The 26,003-nt window shown below is 66.1% G+C and carries 10 protein-coding genes; 3 read left to right on the top strand and 7 right to left on the bottom strand.

What is annotated here, in order from left to right:
* Positions 1-20 precede the first annotated feature (20 nt).
* Positions 21-13,568, bottom strand: coding sequence for a filamentous haemagglutinin family protein (locus ACZYOF_RS10300; RefSeq protein WP_463715691.1), 13,548 nt, complete (start codon positions 13,566-13,568; stop codon positions 21-23).
* Positions 13,569-13,851: 283 nt separating this feature from the next.
* Positions 13,852-14,433 carry a hypothetical protein gene (locus tag ACZYOF_RS10295; protein ID WP_463715690.1) on the bottom strand — a complete coding sequence of 194 codons (582 nt, stop codon included), beginning with the start codon at positions 14,431-14,433 and terminating at the stop codon, positions 13,852-13,854.
* A 353-nt stretch (positions 14,434-14,786) separates the two neighbouring features.
* Between ACZYOF_RS10295 and ACZYOF_RS10290 the strand changes: the two genes are divergently transcribed.
* The 3 genes from ACZYOF_RS10290 to ACZYOF_RS10280 are packed head-to-tail and all read left to right on the top strand — an operon-like array spanning position 14,787 to position 20,098.
* A complete protein-coding gene (locus ACZYOF_RS10290; RefSeq protein ID WP_463715689.1) occupies positions 14,787-16,937 on the top strand; it encodes a hypothetical protein in 2,151 nt (716 codons plus the stop codon).
* Positions 16,938-16,995: 58 nt separating this feature from the next.
* Entirely contained in the window at positions 16,996-19,347 is a 2,352-nt protein-coding gene (gspD, locus tag ACZYOF_RS10285) for a type II secretion system secretin GspD (RefSeq protein WP_463715688.1), read from the top strand.
* A 19-nt stretch (positions 19,348-19,366) separates the two neighbouring features.
* A complete protein-coding gene (locus tag ACZYOF_RS10280; RefSeq protein WP_463715687.1) occupies positions 19,367-20,098 on the top strand; it encodes a COG3904 family protein in 732 nt (243 codons plus the stop codon).
* Between the two features lie 122 nt (positions 20,099-20,220).
* Here the strand turns inward: ACZYOF_RS10280 and gspG are convergent, their stop codons facing one another.
* The 5 genes from gspG to ACZYOF_RS10255 all read right to left on the bottom strand — a co-directional run bounded on the left by gspG (position 20,221) and on the right by ACZYOF_RS10255 (position 25,981).
* A complete protein-coding gene (gene gspG, locus ACZYOF_RS10275) occupies positions 20,221-20,685 on the bottom strand; it encodes a type II secretion system major pseudopilin GspG (RefSeq protein ID WP_463715686.1) in 465 nt (154 codons plus the stop codon).
* 607 nt (positions 20,686-21,292) lie between these two features.
* Positions 21,293-22,315, bottom strand: a complete 1,023-nt coding sequence (locus tag ACZYOF_RS10270) for a hotdog family protein (RefSeq protein WP_130579623.1) — start codon at positions 22,313-22,315, stop codon at positions 21,293-21,295.
* A 116-nt stretch (positions 22,316-22,431) separates the two neighbouring features.
* On the bottom strand, positions 22,432-23,439 hold the full coding sequence (locus ACZYOF_RS10265; RefSeq protein ID WP_463715685.1) for a substrate-binding domain-containing protein: 1,008 nt from the start codon (positions 23,437-23,439) through the stop codon (positions 22,432-22,434).
* A gap of 23 nt (positions 23,440-23,462) precedes the next feature.
* Complete coding sequence (locus tag ACZYOF_RS10260) at positions 23,463-24,452, bottom strand: ABC transporter permease (protein WP_130579625.1); 990 nt, start codon at positions 24,450-24,452, stop codon at positions 23,463-23,465.
* A complete protein-coding gene (locus ACZYOF_RS10255) occupies positions 24,449-25,981 on the bottom strand; it encodes a sugar ABC transporter ATP-binding protein (protein ID WP_463699403.1) in 1,533 nt (510 codons plus the stop codon). Before ACZYOF_RS10255 ends, ACZYOF_RS10260 begins: the two co-directional genes overlap by 4 nt.
* Between the last annotated feature and the right edge of the window lie 22 nt (positions 25,982-26,003).

The following is a 26,003-nucleotide window of genomic DNA, read 5'->3' as shown; positions in this document are numbered from 1 at the left end:
GGCGCCCCAAACGCGCTGAACTACTCCTGCGCTTCGCCCCGGCGACGCCTGTCGTCGTCGCTGGTGTTCGGCGTGCCCTGATTACCGCCACTTCCGCTACTGCTCGGCGTCTCGCCATCGCCGCCGCTGCCGCCATAGCCCACCACCTCGACGATGACGATGGAGGGCTGATCGTTCGGCTTGGCCGGCCCGGGCTGGCCGGCCTGTTGCGTAGCGGCGGTCGCGTTGTTGTTGACGGCCGCCAACGCGGTGTTGGGCGGCGGGGTGAACGCGAGGCCCGTCACGGTGCCGGTGGACTGGATGTTGAAGGAATTGAGCACGACCTGCGCCACCAGCGTGATGTCATTGCCGCGGATGCCCGCGGCGCCGAGATCGATGGTGCCGCGTGGCGCGACCAGGGTGACGTTGCTCCTGGTCGGATCCTGGCCCGGCAGCGTGACCAGGGCGGCGATACCGGCGCCGGTGATCAAGCCCTGCGGATTGGTGTAGCAGTAGCCGACGACCGTGCAGATCACGCTGACAGCCGGACTCGAGACATAGGTCTTCGGCCCCGAGCCGGCGTTGATGTCGCCATTGGCGACGAACAGGCCGATGTCGCCGCCCTGCTGGGTCATGATGCGGCTCTGGTTGACCAGGATGGAATCGTCGGCGAAGGCGCGGATGCTGCCGCCGCCGAGGGTGAGGATGCCTTCCTGGTTCGGCCGGAGGATGTCGAGCGAGGCGTGGCCGACGGTGATGCCGCCGCCCGGGCCGACGATGTTGATGTCGCCGCCCATCTGGGTCTCCAGCACGGAGGCGGCGATGTTGAGCTTGCCGGTCGCGATCTTCGGCGCGGCATTGCCGTCGACGCTCAGCCTGTTGTCGGTGTAGCCCAGGCCCGCCGGGAACAGGGTGGAGATCGCGGTATAGGCGCGGGCGTACTGCCCGAAATAGGGGCTCGACGGATTCTTGTAGTCCTTCCCCACCTGGATGACGAAATCCAGGAAGGCGCGGTTGACCAGCAGGCGCTGGCGCGCCGGCGACAGGCCCTGGAAGGTGGTCCAGGCCTCGCCGCGCGGCTGCCCGAGGGCGGCGGCAATGCCGGCGAGAAAGTCGATGCCGCCGGTGCCGGCACGGGCCGGATCGATATACTGGCTGATCGCCGCAGCATAATCGATGCCGGGCTTGACGCCGAACAGCACGTCGATCTCTGCGCCCTGCGCCGGCAGGTAAGGCTTCACGGGGTCCGCGTTGCCGAACGTACTTCCGAACGTATTGCCGAGCGCGCTGCCGTTGCCGAGCGTGGCAATGCCAGAGGTTTGCGACGGCTCGTACACCGACGGCGTGAACGGCCCGAGGTCATGGCCGGCCTGCAGCACGAAGGTGCCGGGCCCGTAGAGGACATAGGAACCGCCGACAAAATCATTGCCGGCGGCGATGCTGGTGATGTCGGAGGCGTTGTTGTTCTGGCCGATGAAAACAAACGGCTTCAGTTGAGCGCCGCTGCCGGTGGTCGCAGGCGCCCCCGACGGGGCGGTCGCCGCGTAGATATTGTTCCCCGCCTCGATCCGCGCCGGCTTGATCAGTTTCAGAACTGCCGGGTTACCCGCCGTGCCGGTGGCATCGATATCCTGGCCGGCCGCGATGACGACCGGGTTGGAATCGTTCGCGTGCAATGCCTGGGTCAGAATGGGGAGCGGTCCCCCGAGCGGACTGATGTAGTTGCCGTAGTCCAGTTCTAATGAATTCGCGTGGATATACTGCGCGGTCCCGTTGATGATGTCAGGCATCGTCAGGCCCGCCCCGAGGTCGATGGAGCCGGCGGCGACCAAATTGATGGTCCCGGTGCTGTCTCCGCTCAGGGTCGGATACGGCACCAGGTTGGCGTTTCCGATGCCGTCGATGGACGTGGTGCCGCTGTTGAAGACGATGCTGCCGCTGAGCGCCGCCAGATCGAGCGTGGCGGGCAGCAGCAGGCCGATCGTGCTGGAAAGCAAGTTCAGGTTGGGCGCCTTGCCCGCGAACAGCCCGGTGCTCGCCGCCGGCGCCACCGTCAGCGCCGTCACATCGCCGGTGACGCTGGTCAGCGAAATGCCGCTGCCGGGACCATAGCTGGTGAACAGGTTGCTCCAGATGGAATTGGATTCGCCAGCCGTGCCGGGCAGGTATTGGGACGGGGTCCGCACCGTCGCATTGAGTGGCAACGCGGCGGGATCGTAGACATTGCCGAGCGTCACCGAGCCACGCGCGCTCAGGGTGATGAAGCCGTCCTGCACCGCGAGCAGCAGCGGCAGCGCGTACGAGCCGGTGACTCCAAGGGTGTTGTCCGTCGTGATCGCCCTGGTCGGCCTGCCCCCGTTGAGCGGATTGCTGGTGGTGGCCTGCACCGCCCCGCCGACCCGGATCACGCCGGTGCCGCGGCCGACCAGGAAATTGCTGCTCAGGAGATCACCGCCGGCAGTCAGGCTGAGGTTGCCGCCGCCATAGTAGGTCGCCTTCGCGTTTGCCGCGGTAAGGCCGCCGCCGACCACCAGTGTCTCCGGCAGTGATGCGCCGACGTCGACGATGTCGGCGCCCGCCGAGAGCGTGATGTTGCCACCGCCCAGCGCGCCGAAGCCCTGGAAGAAGGTGGCGTAGTTGATCCAGGCCGCGGTCTGGCAGGCAATCGATCCTGCGGCCGCGCAGTCCGCAAACGGCGTCGCGCTGCTGCCGTTCGACACGCCGTAATGGATATACCAGTCGCTCCACATCTGTCCCGTGGCGGCACCGACGACCCCGGTCTGACTGCCGTCGGTGTCGGTCGGCATCTCGATGCCGATGATCGATCCGCCGGCGGTGACGGTCACCGCGCCACCGCCGGTGGCCCACGCCGGGGTGCTGACGAGGCCGTTCGGCGTATCCGTATAGGCCCTCGGCAATGTCGGCGCCTTGAAGTCCCCAGGCGTCGCAGTGGCTGCGCCGGCGGTGTAGACCGCGCCGGGCGCCACCTGGTCGAGCAGTTCGACATTGCCGGCGGCCGCGATGGTGATGGAGCCGGTGCCGGTGCGCACCAGCGTCGGGATGTTGATGATCAAATTCGAGGGGTTGCCGAAGGGATCGGGCGTCGGCATCAAAACATTCTTGTACGACGTATGCCCGTCGATGGTGACATTCCCCGTGACGGTCGGCGGCAGCGACGACACCGGGATCACCGCATTCGGATCGACCGAGGGCGTGTCGTCAGACCTGAAGGTCGCCCCGGCGACGAAGTCGTAGGAGAACGAGCCCTTGCTGCCGCCGAGGCCCACCGGCATCAGCGCGATGGCCGCCGTGGTGTTGTAGACCGGCATGCCCAGATAGATCGCCGGATTGTTGGCGATCTGGTTAGCCGGTGGCAGCGCCGACGGCAACGGCAACGTCGGCGGGGGCATGGGCGCATATGTATCAGCGAACAGCGTGAGATAGGCCAGCGGCGCGGACGGCGGCGTGACCGCAAAGCAGGCCAAGCAGAACTGAGCATCAATCCCCGCGACATTGTCAAGGGTTCGCGGCTTGCCGTTCAAGGCTGCGTCCAGCGAGCGCGGCGCTCCAGATATAAGCCGGCCGTTGTTTTGCAAATTTGCATCGATGACATCAAAGAAGTAGTTCTGCCACAACGATGCGTAATCGGCCCCCGCTGCAGCGCCATTGATGTTGTAATAAAGGTAGGGATTCACCTCCTTGGTCGGCGCCACCGGGATGGATGGAGGGAGGACCGCCGTCACGAAGAAATTGGTCCGCAGCACCCTCGATACATCGGCATAAGTGAAATACGCGCCTCTTCCAGCCGGTGTCCCTGTTATGGTGGCAGCATTCGTATTGCCCTGCACGATCTCCACCTGGTAGGCGTGATACATGTCCACGTACTGAATATAGAACTGGTTATACTGATCAATCACCTGCGCGCGCAGGATCGGATCGCCAGGCAGGTTTGGATCGTCGCTGATGAGAGCCGGCTTCTGCAGGTGGAACTGCAGTGAATTGAACAGATTGAGGTTCTCGGTTGTGCCATCGAGGCCGAAAAACGCCGCGTCCCCCAGCGAGGGGGCGGGCGGGAATCCAACGGCATCAGCCTTGAACAACAGCAGGTCGCCCTGGAACAGACCTTCATAGGCGGCATAGGCGGCCGTTGCGGTTTCCAGTGCGTAGGCCTCCGCCGCGTTGCTCGGCGTTCCTGCAACCGGCTGATAGAAGCCGTCGCTGATGGTGGCGTTGATCTGCACGTTGTTGAGCGCACGCAGCGCCAGCGTGCCGGGCTCGCCCGCCCCCGTGCGATAGTAGAGCGTGGTGCCGGCGCCACCAAGAGGCGCACCGGCACCGAAATTCCAGTTGCTGGCGACGGTGATGTTGCCGTTGTTGATGGTCGAGCTGGGATTGACGAGATCGATCCCGGGCCGCAGGTGCAGCATGGACGTCGACGACAACGCCACCGCGGGAGCGCTGGATCCCGCGATCTGCAGCTTGGCCCCGGCGAAACTCGCCTTCACGGCATCCGCGTTGAACGGATTGTTGACGAAGCCCAGCAGCGTGTTCTGGTAGAACTCGACATGGGGCATGTAGGCCCCCTCCGCCGGCCGGTCGATCGTCGAGATGGGATAGAGGCCGTCGGCGGCAAAGATGAGCTGGGTCGGCTTGCCGTTGGTCAGGGTGGCGTCGAAGAATCCGGCGGGATCGATGATGCCGTCGAAATGCTGCCGGAGCTGTGCCTGCTGCTCCGGCGTCAGCGCGTTGTAGGCCGCAACCGTGGTGACAGTGCTGCAACCGCCGGGGATCAGGGAGCAGCCGTCGGTGGTGCTCCACACGGCATAGGCGTTGAGCACCACGCCGCCGCCGCTTGCGTTGCCCAACGCGTCGGCATTGGTGATGACGGTGCCCTTGAAGTCGACATTGACGCCGCCGCTGGTCAGGATCGGCGCGCGGATGATCACCGAGCCGCCGGTGTTGTCGATGTTGGCGCCGCCGGGGCCGCCGCTGACATTGAAGATGGCGCCGTCGGCGACGCTAATGGCGCCCGATGTGGTCACGTTCTGGTAGCCGTGGGTGGCGTTCAGGGTGATCGTACCGGTGCCATCCTTGTCCGGCGTGCCCGTGGTGCCGAGGGTGATGGTGCCGCCCTTATGCACCAGAGCGGACGTGCCGTTGGAATACAGCGGATCGCGGGGATCGTCGGCCACGTACGAGGCATTGAGAACCGCGGTCGCGCCGATCCTCACGCCGCCTTCGCCGGTGGTCGAGCCATTGACGATCCTGCCGGCGCCATAGAGCGCGATTTCGCCGCCGGTCGATCCGCTGGCGTCGATGGTGCCGTCCACGATCACGCTGCCGTTGTTCGCAACCAGCAGCACCTTGTCGGACGACAGGGTCTGGCCGGCGGCGACGGTGATGTCGCCGCCGCCGAGCCGCACCGTGAAGCTGCTGCTGAAGCCCGCTCCCAGCGGCAGCACACGAGATCCACCCAGGCGGTCGGCCTCGAGCGTGAAATCGCCGCCGAGATCCTTGAAGGCGGCATGGCCGTCAAGCGTGCCGTCGAGGGTCGCCGTGTTCGCGGCCACGACCGACAGCGATCCGGCAAAGCCGTTGCCGGCCGCAGCCAAGCTCACGGTGGCGCCGGGATTGATGGTCACGTTGCCTGTGGCCGACACCAGCCGCACATTGCCGCCTGGCGCATCCTGGGCGAGATCGAGGACGGTGATGCGCGAGCCGGAGGCATCGATGAAAGCCCCCGCACCGAGCACGACATCGCCCGCGGTCGCAGCGAGGGTGACATTGCCGGACAGCGCGCGGATGGTGGCGTTGTCGGTGATCGAGCCGCCGCTGACGGCGAGCGCGCCGCCGATGTTGGTGGCGACGCCGGCCGGCGCGGTCCCCGCGCCGGTGGCGAGCGTCACATTGCCTGAGGTCAGGACCGATTGGGTCGCGCCGCCGTTGACCACGATCACGGGGGCGGACAGCAGCATGTTCGCCGACCTGGCGCCGCCGCCGGAGAAAGTGATGGTCGGGAGGCTGGAATAGCCGGTGCCGGCCTGGGTGAGATTCAGCCCGGAGACGACCAGGCCGGACACCGACGCGGTGGCCGTGGTCTGCGATCCGCCGCCGCCGCTGATGGTCACGGTCGGCGCACTGACATAGCCGCCCCCCCCACCGGTGACGGTGATGGCGGTGGCGTTGACCAGAGCCTTCGCCGCCGCGCCGCTCCCGCCGCTGCCACTATTATCGATGAAGGAGAATGTGGGCATGCTGGTGTAGCCTGCCCCCGGATTGGTGATGGTCACACCGGTGACACTGTACGACGAAACGTCGATGGAAGCACTGCCATCGCCTGTCAGGCTATCGATAGTGAGGGAGTCGTAGAAAGAAACGGGGAAGCCGGACCCGGAGGAGATGAGCCTGACGCTGGTGATCGTGCCGTTGGAATCGACGACGGCCGTGCCGGTGGCCTTTACCTGGTTTCCGTTGGCGTCTGTTCCGAGGACCGTGACAACATCGCCGTTGCTGTAGCCGGAACCACCGTAGAAAACTGTAAAGCCGGCCACGCCCATCAACGCGGTCGCCGTTGCCCCGGAGCCACCGCCGCCAGAGATGACGACGTCGGGGATGCTGTTGAGGTAACCGGAACCACCGCTGGTGATCACGGCGCCGCCGACGTTGAAGGTCAGCGCCGCGGCCGCGACCGGGCCGGTATCGAGGCTGCCGCTGCCGCTGAAGGCAATGGCCTGGCCGGCATTGAAATTGATCTGGCCGAAGCCGGCAAGGCTCTTGGCGCCGAGATCCTCGGTGATGGTTCCCGTGGCGTTCAGCGTCAGCGTGCCGCCGGTCCCGAGGATGCCGTTGCCGGTGGCGCCGCGGCTGTTGGCAAGCGTAATGTTGGTGGCGCTGACCGTGGTGCTGCCGCCCTCGCTGTAGAGCCCCGCGCCGTCGAAGGTCAGCGTGCCGATGGGATGGGAGGGATCGCCGATCCGCAGGCCGCCCGCGTCATAGAGATTGATCACCGTCGCGCTGCGCAGGCGCACCGAGACCGCGTCGTTGAAGTTCGCGAGCACCGCATCGTTCAGCACGATGCCGGACGAGCCGCCGCCGATGTTGATGACCGAGCCGGCGATGTCATAGTTCGCTGCTCTCAAAATTGCGTTGGACGCGAGCGTGCCGCTGCCGCTGGTGTCCAGCGTCAGCGCGTTGCCGCCGTCGATGATCGCACCGGCGCCGACGGAGAACGCGCCCCGCGGCACGGAGCTGCTCGGCGGCGTGCCGGGACCGGTGTATTGTCCCGGCACGAAGAACCGCGTGACGTTCACGACGGTGCCGTTGGAGACGCGCAACAGCGAACCGTCGCCGGTGATGCCTGCGGTGTATCCAGTCAGAACTCCCTGAGAATTGTACTGCGCGACAGGATCGGCGCCGAAGCTGATGTCGCGGCTGGTGCCGGCCGGCACCGTCCCGATCGCCTGGACAACGCTGCCGTCGCCGACCACGACGCCGCGGCCGCCGGCGAGCGAGACCAGCAACAGCTCCGGCCCGGTGAGCGGATGCGCCGCATCGTTGTCAATCTCGAGATTGAGCGCGGTCGCGGTGATGTTCTGCACGCCGTCGACGATCTTCGCGGTGCCGCCGATCATCACCGAGGACGCGCCGAGATCGCTGATCTGGTCGACGTCGAGCACGAGATAGCCGTTCCGGGTCGGAAGCTCTCCATTGGCCTCGCGTACCGCGACCAGAATATTCTCGCCGCCGATCTGGACCTGGCCGCCGCCGCCGACCAGGCCCGGCGCGAGAGCGCTGGTCCCCGGCGCGAAGCGGTTGGTGCCGGCAAGGTCAAGCGAGGTGTTCGCGCCGAGCAGCAGTACGCCGCCGTCGATCGGCAATGGCGGCGGGGCCTTGCCCGCGGCGAGCGCCTGGTTGCGGAAGAAGGTGGTGCCCGAAGTGATGTCGATGCGCGAGTATTGCGACCACACCGCCTGCGACTGCAGCTGGAACATGGCGGTCTGTGACGATTGCGTGCCGGTGAGCGCATTGCCGAGCTTGCCGGTGACATACTGCGAGCCGTCGGGGCTGGTGAAGTTCACCGGCGTGTTCGGGTTGACGTTCCCAGCCACCTGCACCACGCGGTAGGCCCCGGGCAGCGTCGCATACATGCCGGGCAGCAGCGTATAGGTGCCGGCCGGGATGCTGCTGCCGGGCCCGATGGTCACCGACTGACCCGGCGCGATTGCGTTGGGGAATGCCCCGCCGCTCGATGCGCTCGCGCCGGAATAATAAGGCTTATAGGCGAAGTTGGGATCATAGGCCGCGACCGCGGCCTGATAGGTCGGGACCAGGGCATAGACCTGGCGCCCGTCGTCGTATTGCGGTGTGACGGCGCCGGTCGCGAGGTTCTGCTGGTAGGTCGTCAGCACATTGCGGGTGCCGCCGGTGCCGCCGACGAATTCGGTGGCATAGATGTCGCCGCCGCCGTTCAGGTCCAGCACGGCGCCTTCGCTGGTGGTCACACGGTCGCCGAACAGGCTGATGGATTTGCTCGGCGGCGCTGACAGCACGGGCGGCGCGTTGTTGGTGCGATTGCTGTCAGTGGGAGAACCCTGGTACCAGGTGGTGCCGTCGACGGTGTAGCCGTCGGGAATGACGAGACCCGCCGCCGAGACCGAGGTCAGGCTGCCGGCGGCCAACGTCACGCTCTTCGTCGCAGTGAACGCGCTCGGGGCAAGGAGACCGCCAAGGCCGACGCCGGAAAGCGCACTGGCGAACTGGGTCGGGACATCGCTGCCCGTTCGCACGCCCAGGATGATGCTGCCGAGCGGCGCCCAGAGCGTGCCGCCCTGCTCGATGACCCGCGCGCTGAGCAGGATGCCGCCGCCGGCCGAGAGCGGCGCTGTCGGTGTCCCGTTCTGCGCGATGGTGATGGTGCTGGCGCTGTCGAGCTTGCCGGTCGACATCAGGACGAAGTCGGTGTTGCTGACCGGATAGATCTCGGCCGCCTTGAGCGTGAGGTTGCCCGGCGCGACCAGCGCCCCGCCGGAGGTCGGCCGTCCGGAGCCGTTGCTGCTGGTGACAAAGCCATAACTATCCGGCAGCAGCCGGATGGCGGACGTGCTGGCGAAGCCGGCGGTGGCGATGTTGTCGAGCGCGATCCCGCCCTGCAGATCGATCCATTGCGCCGAGACATTCAGTGTGCCGTCGGCAAGGGTCGGGCTGCGGAAGCTACCACTCTGGTTCGGGGTGTCTCCGACAACGCGGACATAGCCGGCGTTCAGGTTCACGGTGGTGCCGCCGATGCCGGGGATCGTGCACCCCGTCCCGCAGGCCGGCGCAAAGGTCGCCGGATTGGCGAAGTCGATGCCCGACGGCAGCAGCCCGGTGCCCGCCGGCAACAGCACGACATGTCCGTTGTCCGCGCGCAGGGTCAGCGCGCCGGGGATTGTCACATCGACCGAACCGGCGAACGCGACGGCGGCACGGGCATTCAGGGTCACGGAATCGAAGCCGCTGTTGCTGAGCGTGTCGGCGCCGATGAAAGCGCCAGCCGTGGGCGATGCGCTGGGCGCGGGCAGGTTCGCCGCGACACGGCCGGCCGGCTCGATGACAATCGCGTCGGGCAGGTTGAGGACCGCCACCGGCAGGAGGCTCGCGACCGCGCTGGGGATGGCGACATCGCCGATGGTCAGGCTGCCGCCCGTCGCCAGCGGCGCGCCGCCGGCTGCATCGATGCTGCCGGCAAAATAGAGGCTGGAGCCCACGAGTTGCAGCTTGCCGCCATTGCTCCAGGCCGCCTGCCCGACCAGACGCGGCGCGAGCCCGCCCTGCGGCTGCTGGATCAGGTTGCTCTCCGCGGCGACGGCCGCGCCCTGCAGATTGAACTGCGCGCCCGGCCGCACCACCACGGTGTTGCCGCCGAGCGTGACGGTGCCGCCATCGAGCAGCGCGCCGGTGGAATACGCGACAACCCGCGGATTGGGCACGAACACGCCGCCGACATCGAGCACGGCGCTGGAGCCGATCGAGACCTCGCCGAACACATTGATGGCGCCGCCGGGCGCAACGATGCTGCCGAGGACGGTGACGTCGCCCAACGCAGACGTGATGTTGTTGGGTCCAACGACGATTGCATTCCCCCCGACCAGGCTGACGGTGGCCCGCGGATCGGCCACAATGGCGGCGCCGCTGTCGATGACAACGCTGGTCCCGTTCAATGTCAGGCTGAGCGGCTTACGCAAGCCGTCCGGCAGCAGCCCCGCGGACGCAAAATCGCGCATCGGCACGCCGGTCGGGATCTGCACGACACCGCCTGTGGGTGGCACGACCGTCGGCTGCTGCAGCACCACCTGCGTGCCGGCGGTGACTGTGGTTCCGCCATAAACATCATTCAAGGTATACTGCGAGAAACCGCCGCTGGTGAAGAATGAGGGTGACAGAACCAGCTGGCCGGTACGGGCATCCGACACGGCGAAGCCCGCGGCGGACGACCCGACCCTGGCGGCTGTCGCGCTCGACACATAGGACGTGGCCTCTGCCGCCGCGCCGTCGATGACAATGGTCGGCACCTGCAGGGTCAGCGTGCCGCCGCCGTCGAAGCCTCCCGCATAGATGGTGCCGCCAAACAGCACATTGGCTTGATCGGGATGATTAGTCCCCGTCGGAAGGAAGTTATACGCGTTAGCCGGGGCCTGCGGGTCATTGCTGAAAAGAACCCACCGGTTGCCCCCACTCTTCGACGTGTATGTCTGAAGCGCCAGGCTGCCGCCCTTTCCGACCGGCAGGCCGTCGGACCCGGTCCTGAGCTTGCCGGTGGTGTCGACATAGCCACCTCCGGACACGTCGATGATGCTGCCGGGCGCCAGCACGATGCTCTGGGTGACGTCGACGAAGGTGCCGTCACCGCTGTCCGACGCGTTGCCGGCCGCGAGCGTCGAGATGCTCACGCTGCCGCCGTTGATGAAAGCCTGGCCCTCGAGCTGATCCGACAACAGGCCGGTGTCGTTGACCCAGCGGCCGCGCACGTTGAGCACCGCGTTCGAGCCAATCACCAGCGCCGGCGTCGGTGGCGATTGCGGATTGTTGACGGCATAGGTGAAGCCGGTGAGGCTGATCTTGCCGGCGGATGCGCTCAGCGTGCCGTCGATGGTGCCAACACCGTCGAGGGTGATGCTGCCGCCGGGGCGCACCGACAGGACGGCATTGGTCGCCATGTCGAGCTGGTGCGCGCCCGTGATCGTCACACTGCCGAGCGACGCATTGGAGAGCACGTCGGTGAAAATCGAGAACACGCCGTTGGCGAGCGTCGGCGACCAGGTGGACGCATTGGTGAAGCTGAGGCCGCTCAGGCCATACGGGTCCGCTCCCGCATCCGCCTGCGACTGCAGCACCACGTTGTTCGGGTTGAAGCTGGTGGCATCGGTCGACGGCTTTGCGAAGGTGATGCTCAGCGACGCACCGCTCGGCATCTTGTCCAAGCCCGCGCGCTGGCGGGTGCCGGCGACCGCATTGCCGATGATGTTGTTGACGATCGGGTTGACGGCGGCCACGGTGACGGAGCCGGCATCCGCGCCGGCGATGTAGGCCGCCTCGTAGTGCGAGTAGCTGCCGCCGCCGAACGGATTGGAATAGATTTCGGTCAGCCTCGGATCGACGGTGCCGTTGACCTTGTGCAGGACGGTGAAGCCGTTGGCGAGGCCGAGATAGGCGACGTTGGGATCGGCGCTGCCGATGTCGTAAATGCGCCCGTTGGCGCCGAGCAGGCGGGTGGTGGTGATGACGCCGCCGGTGTACTGCACATAACCGGCCGAGACATCGATCACCGCACCCGGCTGTTGCACGACGTTGCGGCCCGACGTCGTGAAGCTACCGCCGGCGGTGAGGATCTGCTGGATGCTCTGGGGGATCAGCCCGATATAGCCGTCCACGTCGATGATGGGCGAGCCGACCCGAGCATCGATCAGCACGGTTTTGCCGATGAGGCTCTTGGCGAGCGGACTGTCGGCCACCTCGGCGGAGGTGATCGTGATGCTGAGCTGGTTGACCGACATCGGCAGCGTCACGCCGGCGATGCCGGAGAGATCGATGGTGCTGCCTTTCTCGAGCAGGACCGTGCCGTCGATGCCGGCGCCGATCGTCAGCGCAGCGCCCGGCGCCTTGATCAGCGCGCCGGCGCCGCCAGCGCCGCTGCCCTGCACGTCGACACTGCCTATCGCCTGGATATTGATCGTCGGCTGCAGTACCGCCTGGAAATACGGCGACGCACTGTTGCTGCCGTTGACCGTGACTGAGGAATTCGCTGTTGCGGTCGGCAGCGTGCCGCTGGTCTCGTCCGGCAGGATCGCGGTCAGGCTTGATGCTCCGAGCACGATGTCGCCGCTCGCGCCACTCGCGCAGCCGCCTTGCGGGCAGACCGTGCTCAGGCTGATCGAGCCGGTGCGCGTGGTGGCGGTGGTGGCGACGATGCCGCCGAGTTGGTTGATCGCGCCGCCCGAGAGCGTCGCCGCGCCGTCATTGGAGACGAGCAGGCCGCCGGCCTCGTTGGTCACGGCGCCACCGCCGGCCACCACTTGCATCGCGGTCCTGGTTCCAACGTAGTTCGAAGGCGGCGTGACCAGGTAGACGGAGCTGTCCGAGGCGAGGATGATCTGGCCGTTCTGGGTGGTGATGCGGCCGGCATTGCTGACGCCGCCGTCGGCGAGCAGCGCCACATAGCCGCCGTCGCCGGTGGAGGTGATCTTGGCGCTGGTGTCGATGATGGCACCGGGCTGGACGATGACCTTGCCCGTGCCGCTGCCTTGATTGAAGATCGCGGCCCCCGAGCCGGTGACACCGGCCGCCTGCGGCACGTCGCTGAGCAGCGAGAACAGCCCGTTCTGCAGGAAGCCCTGGTAGTTGGTGGCGCTGAGCTTCGACGACAGATCCAGCGTCGAGGCGATCAGGGTGTGGACGTTGATCTGGCTGGTGCCGCTGAAGATGATGCCGTTCTGGTTGATCAGGTAGACCGCGCCGTCGGCCTTGATCGTACCCATGATCTGGCTCGGCGAGGCGTTCGACGCGACCCGGTTGAGCGCGGCCCAGCTCGCGTTGCCCTGCTGGTTGAAGTTGACCGTGGTGTCCCTGCCGACGTTGAACGACTGCCAGTTCAACACCGCCTGCGACTGCGTCTGCTCGATATTGACCGTGGTCTGGCCGTTGCTCGTCGTTTGCGTCGGGGTGTTGGCGCCGACCCAATTGGTGACTGGATTGGCGACGCCGGGCGCGGCGAGGCCGCTGCTCGGCACCAGTCCGCCGATGTTCAGACCGTTCGGGATCGAAGTCGGCGCGCTCGCCGCGAGACCGCGCGCCGCGCTCTGCGCCGCCCGCAAGGCCTGGATCGCCTGCGCCGCGCGCGCCATCGACGCTTGCGTGTTCTGCGCTGCCTGTTGCGCCTGCTGGGCCGCGGCCTGCGCCGCAGCGGTCGCCGCTTGCGTGGCTGCGGTGTTCGCGCCCCATGAGCCGAACGGGCGGGCATGGGCTCCCGAACTGACCGCAATCGCGACCGTGCTTGCGCCGACGAGAAGCAAAGCGCGGCGCGAATTCAACCGGGGGCGGAGAAGCGAATGCATGCGGAGCCTTCCAAAGCAGCAGGTGATGCGAAACGAATACGACGCAACGCACCGGCCAGCCTGGAACCAGCCTGGCGCGATGCCGACAGGTCGATGATCGGCGCACGCATAGTCGCCTGCGCGACCGCCTGCACCCAAGCGGACGCACGTGACAATCCGTGACGCCTCTCCTCACTCTCAAGACAGGTTGAGACAGGCTAACGCGAAGCGATTCCGGAAAAAAATTTTAACCCTGGCAGGCGCGCGGGCCGGCGGCCGCGGACGATGCGAAACCAGCGTCATTTCAGTTGCTTGGCGCGGCGCGAAGCTTGCGGATCTCGCGCAGGCGCTGCTCCACGGCCGAGCCCGCGGTCTTGACGCTCTTTGCCCCACCGCCGAACAGCGCGAAATCGACCGCGCGCTCGCCCTGGGTCAGCACCAGCCGGCGCGGCTCGATCCGCTCCACCTTCCAGCCGCTGACGTCGTCACCAGTGCGGACGCGCGTCACCTTGTCGCCCTTGCCGCCGGCGCGGATGGCGGCGCGGCCGTCGCCGTTCTCGCTGACGATGCCGAGCACCACCACACTTGGCGGCGGTGGAGGTGGTGGCGGCGGCTCCTGCCGCGCCACCGGCACGACGGGCTTGGGCGGCGGCCGCCGCGTCGGCGAGAACAGCGGCTTGTCGCGCGTCGCAGCGAGCTCGGGCAACGGCTGCAGCTCCACCGGATTGCTGACGGCAACGTCGCCGCCTGCAGGCGACTCCGCCGCGCCGGCAAGCGACGCGCACAGGCAAAGCGCAACCGCCATCGATACTTGCAGGATCGACGCCGGTGCGATCGATACTCGCCGCGTGACGCTTCTGCGTCCACCATCCATGCGTCTGTTCATGTGCGATCCCCGCGTCGTCTTCGACATACCGTCATCAGCGCGTGCGACAATCAAGGTGCATCACGCAGCGGCGCGTTGCAAGACATCATCGATCGTTGCAAGACGTCATGGATGAACGCGTCGTGTCTGCGCAGAGTGTTTGCGTCAAATCGGTGAACACGAATCACAACGCGGCATTCTCGCCATGCGCGGGATGTGAGCGCCGCTGTTACAACCGCGTCATCGAAGCCGAACACACTTCGCGCGCACGAGCGGACGACATCTTACCGGCGCTCGAGCTTTCAAGCGACACTTGAAGACATCGATACCAACGACATCGATACCGAAGAGATCGACAGTAGAGACGTGGCGTCATGCGTACGAGTCGCATTCCTGCCGGCCTTGCGCCGCTCGCACTCGGCGCCATGCTCATGGCCTCGGGCTCCATCGTGGAATGCGCCTTCGGCTTCGGGCAGGCGCGGGCTGCATGCACGCTGCAGGCGCGCGGCGGCGCGATCACGCGCGTGGTGCAGATTGAGCTCGACAACGTGCACCTGCGCCGTGACGACCCCAACGTACCGTCCGATCTCGAGCAGATGCCGCACCTGCGCGACTTCCTCGCCAGCAACGGCACCATCGGCAGCAACCATCACACCACGCCGCTGGCGCAGACGGCGACCGACACCCTCACCGTTCTGACCGGCCTGCACGGCGACCGCATGGGCGTGCCGATCGGCGACGGCAGCGGCACGTTCCGCAGCGACGGCAGCGTCGGCTTCGCCAGCGCATTCGGTTACTGGACCGCGAGCGGCGGCGACGGCAAGCCACTGATGCTCGCCGACACCGGCAAGACCGTGCCGGCGCCATGGGTGCCGTTCACCCGCGCGGGCTGTGACGTCGGCGCGTACGCGACCATGGGGCTGACGCTGCAGGACATCGCCGATGTCGCGACTGTGCTCGGGGCGTCGGAGGCGCGCGCCGCAGCCGGCGATCCCGCCAAGGCACGCGCAGAGCTCGTCGGCGTCGCCATCCATTGCGCGCGCGGCAGCACGCTATGCAGCAACGCCCACGCACGGCCCGATCTTCTGCCCGACGAGCCCGGCGGCTATTCAGGTTTCAGCGCGCTGTTCGGCCACCGCCATGTGCAGCCCCTGATCTCGCCGAATAGCGCGGTCACGGACATCCAGGGTGACGTGATTGCCGACGACGCCGGCCATCCAGGCTTTCCCGGCGCGTCAGAGACAACGGCGGCGCAGTCTCTTGGCTACGCCGCGGCGATGCTGGAGGCCGGCGTGCCGGTGGTCTATGTCGCGATCGGCGATGCACACAAGCCGGCCGCGATCGCCGCGCGCCGGCGCAGCTTCGGTCCCGGCGAGCGCGACTACGTCGCAAGGCTCGCCGCCTTCGATGCCGCGTTCAAGGCGTTCATCGACCGGCTGGCGGCCGGCGGCATCACGGCGGGCAACACGCTGTTCATCGTGGTGCCGAGCGGCAACGACCGTTTTGTCGGCGGACCGCCGAGCCCGCCGGAGTGCGACGGCGTCGCCCTGCCCTGCAGCTATGAAGCGACCGGCGCGATCAATGCGTTCATCGACCGGTTGCTCTTCACTCAGCGTCGCAACGTCACAGCGTTCGACCTGCGTGCCGGCAACGCGCCGGCCTTCTACATCCACGACAACCCGCTTGCTGCCGACCCGCTGACGCGCACGCTGGCGCAGGACGCAAGCAAGCTCACCGCGCTCAACCCCGTCACCGGCAAGACCGACCGGCTCGCGGCGATGCTCGCCGACCGCGCGCAGATGCAACTGATGCACATGGTCACGGCAAGCCCGGCGCGCACGCCGCACCTCATCATGTTCGGCGATCCCGACTACAACAACCGGACCGCAGCGAGCCGCGCCGATTGCGCCACCCCGCCCGCCTGCGTCGCGATTGATCCGGACGTGGCGTGGGTCGGCGGCGACATGGCGCAGATCGCAGGCACGAGCTGGTTCGCCATAGCCGGTCCGGGCGTCGCCCATCTCGGGCAGACGGCTGACATCCTCTCCCATCACGCCGACCTGCGGCCCACGATGCTTGCCCTGCTCGGCCTTGCCGACAGCTACGTCCACGACGGCGTCGTGCTGGTGGACCTGCTTGAAGCGAATGCGCTGCCACTGGGGCCCGCAGGCGGCCGCGAGACATATGCAGCGCTCGCCCGCGCCTACAAGACCCTCAACGATCCGCTCGGACAACTCGGCCGCAACAGCCTTGCGCTCGCAACCCAAGCGATCAAGGGCAGCGATACAAGCTATCAGCGCTATCTCCGTGCGATCGGGGCCGTCACCGCCACCCGCGATGCGCTGGCGGGCGAGATGAAGGCCGTGCTCGACGGCGCGGCGTTCGCGCGCCGCCCGGTCAACCCGGCCGCGGCCCGCCCGCTGATCGACCGCGCCGGAGCGCTGCTCAACGAGGTTGAGGAGCTCGCAGGCGGCAGCGTCGCACCCGCCGATCGTCCGTGGAAGGCGGCCAGCGATGCGCATTGACACGAGCGCGGCGGGCGCAGTCCGCGCGTCTCGCAGGAGAGCACAAGGGAGAGCCATCGTGCAGTTGATCGAACGGTCCCGCCTGTCGCGCGCGACGTCACTTGGCGCCATGGCCGGCGTATGGCTTGCAATCGGCGGCCTTCTGGGCGGCTGCATGATCGACAAGAGCACCGATCTGCCGGGTCGCGATCCGGTGACCGATCCGATCCGCGATGCGGATCTGCGCGCGCGCTGGACCGGTCCGGTCGGCGGACCGTCGTCGGGCGGCAGCGCGCCCAGCCGTTCGATGCAGCCGATGGTGTTTCCCGGCGCCGAGCAGGATCTCACACCGGCGCCGTCTTCTCGCGAAGTGAATGGGGCGGCGCGTGTCGCCTCGGCCACCGACGGTGATCTCGCAACCGAAGGCGGCGGCGTCGAAATGAACTTCGACAGCGCGGATATCCCGACGGCCGTGAAATCGGTGCTCGGCGACAGCCTCGGACTGAACTACGTGATCGATCCACGCGTGCAAGGCGTGATCACTCTGGCCTCAGCACAACGGATCCCGCGCAAGGACGTGTTGCCCATCTTCGAAAGCGTGCTGCGGATGTCGAACGTCGCGGTACTGCGCGAAGACAAGCTGATCAGGATCGTTCCGCTGCCGGAAGCCTCCGGCGCGGGCCCCTCCACCTTCGGTGCTGGACAGCCGGGCTATGGCGTCTCGATCGTGCCGCTGCGCTACATCTCGGCGGCGGCGATCGCCAAGACGGCGGAAAATTTCCTGTCGCGGCCGGGCGCCGTGCGCGCCGATCAGACGCGCAACCTTCTCCTGGTCCAGGGCACCGCCTCCGAGCGCCAGGCCGCGCTCGGCGTCATCGGAACCCTCGACGTGGAGTGGCTGCGCAATCAATCGGTCGGGCTGTACCCGCTGAAATCGACCGCGCCCGAAACCATGATCCGCGAGCTTGAAAAGGTGTTCGACACCGCCGAAGGCGGCAATGGTCAGGGTGTGATCAAGTTCCAGCCGGTGTCGCGCATGAACGCGGTGCTGGCGGTAAGCCGCAACAGCAAGGTGCTCGAGCGCGCGACCCAGTGGGTGCGGCGGCTCGATCGCTCCGATCCCACCGGCACCACGGTGCGAGTCTACAGCCTGCGCTACGGCAACGCGCGCAGCATCGCCCGCATCCTCAACGAGATGTTCGTCGGACGCTCCTCGCAGTCAGCCGGTCTTGACAGCCAGACCAGCACGACCGCGCCCGGACAGAGCGGAACGACATCGCGGCTCGATTCGCTCGGCACCGGCACGCTCAGCAACAACAATCAAGGCACGACCACGCAGGGCGGCACCGACAACTCGAACAACGCCAACCGCAGCGGCGCGACGCAAGCCGGCTTCTCAGATCGCAAGGACGACGACCAGGATGCGGCGGGGCTCGGTGGAACGGGATCGGGCGCGATGCCGCGCGGGGTGTTTCAGAATGTCCGGATCACCGCCGATAGGTCGACCAACGCGATCATGGTCTATTCCAACCAGGAAGATTATCTCGTGATCGAGCGGGCGCTGGAGTCGCTCGACCGGCCGCGGCTGCAGGTCGCTGTCGATGCCATGGTCGCCGAGGTGACGCTGACAGACCAGTTGCAGTATGGCGTGCAGGCCTATCTGACCAGCGGCAACGCAAACCTCGGCCAGGACAGAGGATCGGTCGGCCTGTTCAGCGCTGCGCAATCGGCGACGCAGTCGGCCCTGCTCGCGCGCGTGCTGCCCGGCTTCAACCTGCTGCTCGGCGCCGAATCCAATCCCAAGCTGGTCCTGAACGCGCTCTCCACCCTGACCACCATCAAGGTGCTGTCGGCGCCATCGCTGGTGGTCGCCGACAACGAGCCGGCGATCCTCGAGGTCGGCGACCAGGTGCCGATCTCGACCGGCAGCACCGTCACCGGACTGAACGTGGTGAGCAGCATCAGCCGGCAGAACACCGGCATTATCCTGAAAGTGCTGCCGCATGTGCATCCGAACGGATCGATCGAGCTTGAGATCGAGCAGGAAGTCTCCAACGTCGTCAATCCGGGCGGCTTCAGCGCCCAGAACCTGACGCCGACCATCTCGCAGCGGCGCATCCGCTCGACCGTCGGCACCAGCAGCGGCCAGACCGTGCTGCTTGGCGGCCTGATCAAGGAAGACGACGAGCGCACGGTGTCCGGACTGCCCGGCCTCAACCAGATCAAATATCTCGGCGACCTGCTCAGCCAGAAGAGCGACATGAGGAATCGCTCGGAGATCATCGTATTCGTCACCACCAAGGTCGTACGCAACAGCCACGACGCCCAGGTGGTCGCCGAGGAGTTCCGCGAGCGCCTCGATACCATGCGGCGCGCACCGACGACCTTCGACGCGCCCGCTGCGGCGCCGACGCCGATCGCGCGCAAGTGAGACGAAAGCTGAAGCCGTGATGGCGATGCTGTCATCCATGCTGGGGCTCCTGGGAGCGGCCGTCGTCAGCACGGCCGCGACCGCCGCCGAGCTGAACAGCGTGACGCTGAAGGATGACGTCACCATCATCGCCCTTAGCGGCGACGTGGCGGGGGGCGACACGGAGGCTGCCGAAGCGCTGATCAAGACCGCCAACGACAGCAACCGCCTGATCTCTGCCGTGCGGCTCGATTCACCGGGCGGCAGCCTCTCCGAGGCGGTCCAGCTCGCAAATTTGATCCGCAGGGCGAAGCTGCCGACGATTGTCGCGGCCGGGTCGCGTTGCGCCTCGGCCTGTTTCATCGTGTTCGCGGCAGGAATAGAGAAATTCGCGAGCTACGACGCCGCGATCGGCGTCCACGGCGTGTCCGACAAGTTCGGCCACGAAACCGCGCAGACCGAAGAGGCGACCATGGCTATGGCCCGCATCGCGAGCGGGTTTGGCGTGCCGCCACGCATCACCCGGCAGATGGTGACGACGCACGCCCACGACATCGCGTGGCTGACGCCCGACGACCTGCGCGGCATGGGCACGATCATGACCGATCGACCGGGACGTCGCACTCCGCCGACATCGGCAGACGATCGGTGGGTTGCCGGGTTCGACATTCCGTCGGACGAGAGAACGACAAGGCCGCAGCAGACCGATCAGCGCTCGACCGAGGGCGCCGGCAAGCCCGGCCGGAACTCGATGCCTTGGCAAAAGAGGTAGGAGGCTGGTTGGAGATGATTGCCGGGGGCTGCCCGCGAGCGTTGCTGGCTCCTCCATCAAGGCCGGCCGTGTGACCAGCGCGACGACGCAAGTCATCTTGGTCAGCGTGACTCCACGCTGCTTCATTCATTGCTGGCGCTTGCCAGTTTGTCCAAAGAGATGTCTCCAGCGAGCCCGCTGCCGCCCTCCTGACCGTCCGAACCGTAGGAGATGATATCGTATGCGTTGCGCTCGCCAGGCGCACGATAGACATAGGGATGGCTCCACGGGTCATTTGGAACGACACCGCTCTTGAGGTAAGGACCATTCCAACTGGCGACGCCCGGAGTCCGCTGCACGAGGGCTGTGAGGCCCTCCGCGGTCGATGGGTAACGGCCGGTATCGAGATTGAAGAGGTCGAGCGCGCTTGCGAAGCTCTGCATCTGGATCTTCGCCGCTTTGACCTTCGACTCGCTCAGATAGCTGAGCACGCGCGGGCCAACCAGTCCCATGATCAAGCCGATAATGGCGATGACGACCAGCATTTCGACAAGAGTGAACCCCTGCTCGCCCTGCCGCGTTCTGTCCTGGCCGATACGCCTGGACATAGCGATGGAGCCTTGCTTCGACATCACTGTCCCCGTCTCATCCAATGAGTTGCGTAACGCGCAACTCGCGCTGGCCTTCCCACCACACCACCTGGCAAAGGCCTGATCTGATCGAAGTCAGCGGCCACCATGACGCTTAGCGCTTTCAAGGATGCCGAGACGCCGGAACGGCACCACATCCTTTGGTTGAACAATAATGGTCAGCGCCCGGACGACAATCGAATTTTTTCCATTTATTTGTTGCGGGTTTGGCGTTCGTCAGTCGTCTATGCCAGATGGGTTCAATCCCACGCTGCAGCACTTTCCACAAATGCCAGTGTTTGAAGCGCTGTCGCGATGTATAGCCCAGCTCCTGGCTGATCTCAGCGTGCTGCAGTGATTACTCCTGTTCGCTAAGAGGTGCGGATCGCTTCGTTTGGTGCGCGCATGTTACTGGCCGTGATTGCTCGGCCCGCAAAGCCTTATGAGCCATGATTACCTTCCGGCGGTAACCGGCCAGAACATTGCGCCGCTCGTCGTCCGGCACGCCGATGCGCTCTCCATTCGGCTCGGCTACCGCATCCGAGGCGTGGCCACCTGAGGCAGCGCTGCTCGAACCGAAAAACCATCAGGCCGGCAGCCTGCACGAGGCCCAGCCGACCGCCGTGAGCTTGGCATCCGACATGCGGCGGGCCCAGACCTCGAGCTCGACGACACGCGCGCCATCGGCCAGCGTGCCCACAGCCGTCACCACGCCGGAGAACGACACGGGATCGAAGACCTGCAGCGTGTTGATGAATTTCATCTTCAGCCAGCCCTTGGTGAACCAGGCTGCGCCGAACACCCGTGCCATCAGCTCCGCGGCGGCGCCATATTCCTGCTGGCCCTGCACGATCAGGGTCGGCAACTTGCCTTTCTTGGCAATCTGCAAATCGTTGTGCGTGTTGCGCACGTATTCGCCGATGCGCGAGAAGACCGCCGTCTGCTCGGCCGTGAAGACCTTGTTCAACGGCGTCAACACGTCACCTACAGCCACATCGCTACCGGCCTTCTCGATCCGCCGCGCACAGTCCGCAACTTCTCCCGTCACGCTGCGTTCGGTCGTCCTACTGCTGCCGCGGCCGGCGATGAGACCCGGCACCGTGCGCAGGATTTCGACGCCGCGGTGGCGGACGATGCTGCGCCCATCCTCGCCGGTTGCCTGGGCTTCCATGACCACATAGCCTTGGCCGCGCCGCTCATAGGCCTCGACATATTGGCCGGAGAGCGTCACGCGTTCGCCCAGCTTCACCGGGCTGTCGAACCAGATCTGCTCCTCGGTGTGGAAACCCACCGTCTTGCTGGCGCGATAGCGCGTGGTGAAGAGCTGAACGAGATCGTTGCCCAGCAGCGCCGGATGGCCGATGCGCGCACCGTCGAACGGGCTCTCGCCCCGCAGATACCAGTCGCCGTAGTCGTCCTGAGTGAAAGCGAAGCGCTTGATCTTGTGATCGTCGACGGTGATCGTCACCGGCCCCAGTTCCTCCGGTATCCGCAGGTTCTCGAACACTGGCTCCTTCAGGCCGGCCTCGAGGTCATCTGCGGTCGCGGCCCGGCGAGGGTCGGTCAGGTCGCGCCAGGGGTTCGGTGCGGTGGCGGTCGATTGGGTCATGGTCTCGTCCTGGAATCGCTTTTCGAGAGGTGCGCGAGCGGTGGCCGGCTGCGGCTTCGGCCGAATGTAAGAAACAACGGACCCCGGCCGCTCGCGCCTGGCCGGAGTCGGGAGCATCAGAAGGTCAGGCGTGAAGGCAGGACCTTCCGCTTGCGGCTCTCCGGGTCATACCACTCGGTCACATTCGACTTGGTGATCAGAGGCGAATCGAAGGCGATCGTCTTCTTGATCGGCTTGCCGCGCAGGATCTGCACTGCGGCCTCGATGCCCTCCGAGCCGAACGGAAGATACTCCCACAGGCCATCGAGATCGCCCTTGTAGATGCCTTCCAGTGCCTCGACGGTGAGACCGTCGTAGCCGGTGAACCACATCTGGTCCTTGCGCCCCGCCTCCTTGGCGGCGCGCACGGCGCCGAGCGCCATGTCGTCATTATGGCAGTAGACCGCATCGATCTGCTTGTTGGCCTGGAGCAGATCCTCCATGCCCTTGATGGCCTGCGTGCGGTCGTAGTTGGCGACGATGTGGCCAATGACCTTGATGTCGGGATGCTTCTCGATGACCTCACGCCAGCCTTTGCCGCGTTGCTGGTTGATCACCGATCCAGGCTTGCCTTCGATCTGCGCAACCAGGCCTTTGCCGCCGAGCTTCTTGACGTAATACTCGCCCGCCGAACGCGAGGTCGCCAGCGTGTCGGTCGCGAGGTGACACGCAAAATCGGCGCCGCCGGCCAGCGGCGAGCTGAGCACCACGATCGGAACCTTGACTTCGTTGATCTGCTTGACCGCGGGCGTGATTGCCTCGGCGTAGTAGGTCGAGATGATGATGATGTCCACGTTGCGGACCAGCAGGTCCTCGATATCGCGGACCTGCTTGGCCGGCTGGTCGTTGGCATCATAGACGACGGCCTTGAGACCGTACTTCTTGGCGGTCTCCTCGATGCCCGCCTGTTGTTGCTTGATCCACTCGGTGTTGGAGAAGGACATCGTGAAGCCGACGGTCTTTCCCTGTACGGCCTGGGCAAACGAGTCCTGTCCCCAGATGGCCGCGGACGCAAACGCCGCAGCGCCGGCGCCGAGCTTGAGGATATCACGGCGGTTCGTCCGCCGCGTTCCGTCGTGGGTCATGATTTCTCCTCCAATTGCGGGCTTCAGCGCCGCTTTCTCCATTCGCTCATGACGACCGCCAGAACGATGATCACGCCCTTGAGCAGCATCTGAGAATAAGGTGACACGTTGAGCAGGTTGAGGACGTTCGACAGGAACGCCATGATCAGCACGCCGAGCACGGTGCCGCCGACACCGCCGACGCCGCCATCGAAGGTGGTGCCGCCGATCAGCGTGGCTGCGATGGCATCGAGCTCATAGAGCGTGCCGGCATTGGGCTCCCCGACAGTGAGGCGGCTCGCCAGGACGACGCCGGCAAGACCCGCCAGCAGCCCGCTCACGGTGTAGACGAGCACCTTGTTGCGCTCGACCGCGATGCCCGAGAGGCGAGCCGCCTCCTCATTGGCACCGACGGCATAGACGGCGCGGCCGAACACGGTGTAGTGCAACGTCAGAGCCGCGATCAGCCATACGATCGCGAACAGCACCACCGGTGCCGGAACAGGCCCGATGAAGCCCGAGCCCAAAAAGGTGAAGGCCGCCGACGCATCTCGCACGATGACGTTGCTGCCTTCCGTATAGATGTAGACGAGGCCGCGCACGAAGATCATCGTGCTCAACGTCGCGATGAAGGGCTGCAGGCGCAGGCGCGTGATCAGTAGCCCGTTGACGATGCCGACCGCGACGCCCGCCGCGACCCCGACCAGCACCGCGGCGCCCACCCCGTAGTGCGCGAAGCCGGCCGTCAAGGCGGCCGAAATGCCGACGATGGAGCCGGCCGAGAGGTCGATGCCCCGATTGAGGATGACGTAGGTCATCCCGATGCTGACGAGGCCGATCATGGTCGCCCCGCGCAACACGTTCAGGATGTTGCGAGAGGACAGGAAGTACGGCGACAGCAGGCTTGCCACAACGAGCAGCAGTACGAGCGCGAGCACGTTGCTGTAGCGCACCAACAAGCCCAGGGCCCGATTGTAACCGGAGTTAGCGGTTTTGGGAGAGGCCGCGCCCTCCGTGATGGCGGTGTCGGTCATGCGTGAAGCTCTTGCTTGATGGATTCGACAGGGAGGGCGAGAGCGAGCAGGCTTTCTTCCGTCGCACGGTCGCCCTCGACTTCGCCGGTGATCCGCCCGTCGCTCATGACGAGCACGCGATCGGCCATGCCCAGGATCTCGGGCAGTTCGGAGGAGATGAGCAGGACCGCAATCCCCTCCCGGGCGAGTTGATCGACGAGCGCGTAGATCTCGCGCTTGGCGCCCACGTCGATACCGCGGGTGGGCTCGTCAAGGATAAGCACGCGCACGCCCTTGAGGAGCCATCGCGCGAGGATGCATTTCTGCTGGTTGCCGCCGCTCAGCACGGCGACCGGCTGCTCGGCATGGGGAGTGCGCACGTTGAGGCGGCCGATAAACGCACGGGCCTGCTCGGCCTGCTTGCGGCTGTTGAGCACGCCGAAACGGCTGTGCTTCTCCGGAGCCGCGAATGCGATGTTCTCACGAACCGAAAGCGGCATGAAGAGACCATCGCGGCGATCCTCGGCGATGTAGGACACACCCTTTCTGATGGCGTCGGCCGGGCTGCGCAGGACGACCGGTCCTCCGTCGATCAGGATGCGTCCCGCCGAGATCGCGGTTGCACCGAACAGCGCGCGCGCCAGCTCCGTTCGGCCTGCGCCGACTAGGCCGGAGAGGCCGAGTATCTCGCCAGCGCGCAATGTCAGGCTTGCGTCCCTGAAGCCGTGGCCTGAAATCTCCCGCGCCTCCAGCACCGGCTTGCCTGGCGCCCTCCCCTTGGCGGGAAAGCGCTCGCCAAGGTCACGCCCGACCATGAGGCCGATCAGCGCATCCTTGCTGGTCGACGCCACGTCGAGGGTCGTCACCTTGCGACCGTCCTTGAGGACGGTGACGCGCGAAGCGATCCGGAAAATCTCGTCCAGATGATGCGAAATATAAAGGAAGCTGACGCCATCGGCCTGGAGCCCCCGCACGATCGTGAACAGGCGGTCGACCTCCACCGGAGTCAGACTCGCAGTCGGCTCATCGAGAATGATCAGACGCGCCTTGAATGCGAGCGCCTTGGCGAGTTGGATGAGCTGCCGCTGAGCAATCGACAATGCCTCGACCGGAGTGCGCGGATCGAGATCGAGGCCGACGCGCTCCAGCAATTCGGCGGTCCTGCGATCGGCTTCGGCCCAATCCACCCGTCCCCAGGCCGCCAGGGGCAGGCGCCCCATAAAAACGTTTTCCGAAATGGACAAAGGACTGCAGAGTTTGGGCTCCTGGTGCACCATGCTGATCCCAAGCTCGAGCGCCACGAAGGGATCCGGAATCCGAACCGGACGGCCATCCAGCAAGATTTCGCCGTCATTCGGCGTGTAGATTCCGTCCAGGACCTTCATCAGAGTGGATTTTCCGGCGCCGTTTTCTCCAATAAGTGCGTGTATTTCGCCGCGATCGACCAGCAATGACACCTGATCAAGCGCCACCACACCGGGAAACGACTTCGAGATACCGCGAACATCAAGAAAAGCCGGGACCGACGCCAAGTATTTCCTCCATCTCACCCGCGTCTCCACAGCTTTTAAG

Source organism: Bradyrhizobium sp. LeoA1Lang (genome assembly GCF_055413685.1).
This window is presented reverse-complemented; position numbering and strand designations above follow the sequence as displayed.

Bases quoted from the DNA above. Each gene is read 5' to 3' on its own strand.
- ACZYOF_RS10280 (WP_463715687.1), top strand. From the start codon at position 19,367: ATGGCGATGCTGTCATCCATGCTGGGGCTCCTGGGAGCGGCCGTCGTC.
- ACZYOF_RS10270 (WP_130579623.1), bottom strand. From the start codon at position 22,315: ATGACCCAATCGACCGCCACCGCACCGAACCCCTGGCGCGACCTGACC.
- ACZYOF_RS10295 (WP_463715690.1), bottom strand. From the start codon at position 14,433: ATGAACAGACGCATGGATGGTGGACGCAGAAGCGTCACGCGGCGAGTA.
- ACZYOF_RS10260 (WP_130579625.1), bottom strand. From the start codon at position 24,452: ATGACCGACACCGCCATCACGGAGGGCGCGGCCTCTCCCAAAACCGCT.
- ACZYOF_RS10300 (WP_463715691.1), bottom strand. From the start codon at position 13,568: ATGCATTCGCTTCTCCGCCCCCGGTTGAATTCGCGCCGCGCTTTGCTT.
- ACZYOF_RS10265 (WP_463715685.1), bottom strand. From the start codon at position 23,439: ATGACCCACGACGGAACGCGGCGGACGAACCGCCGTGATATCCTCAAG.
- gspG (WP_463715686.1), bottom strand. From the start codon at position 20,685: ATGTCCAGGCGTATCGGCCAGGACAGAACGCGGCAGGGCGAGCAGGGG.
- ACZYOF_RS10290 (WP_463715689.1), top strand. From the start codon at position 14,787: ATGCGTACGAGTCGCATTCCTGCCGGCCTTGCGCCGCTCGCACTCGGC.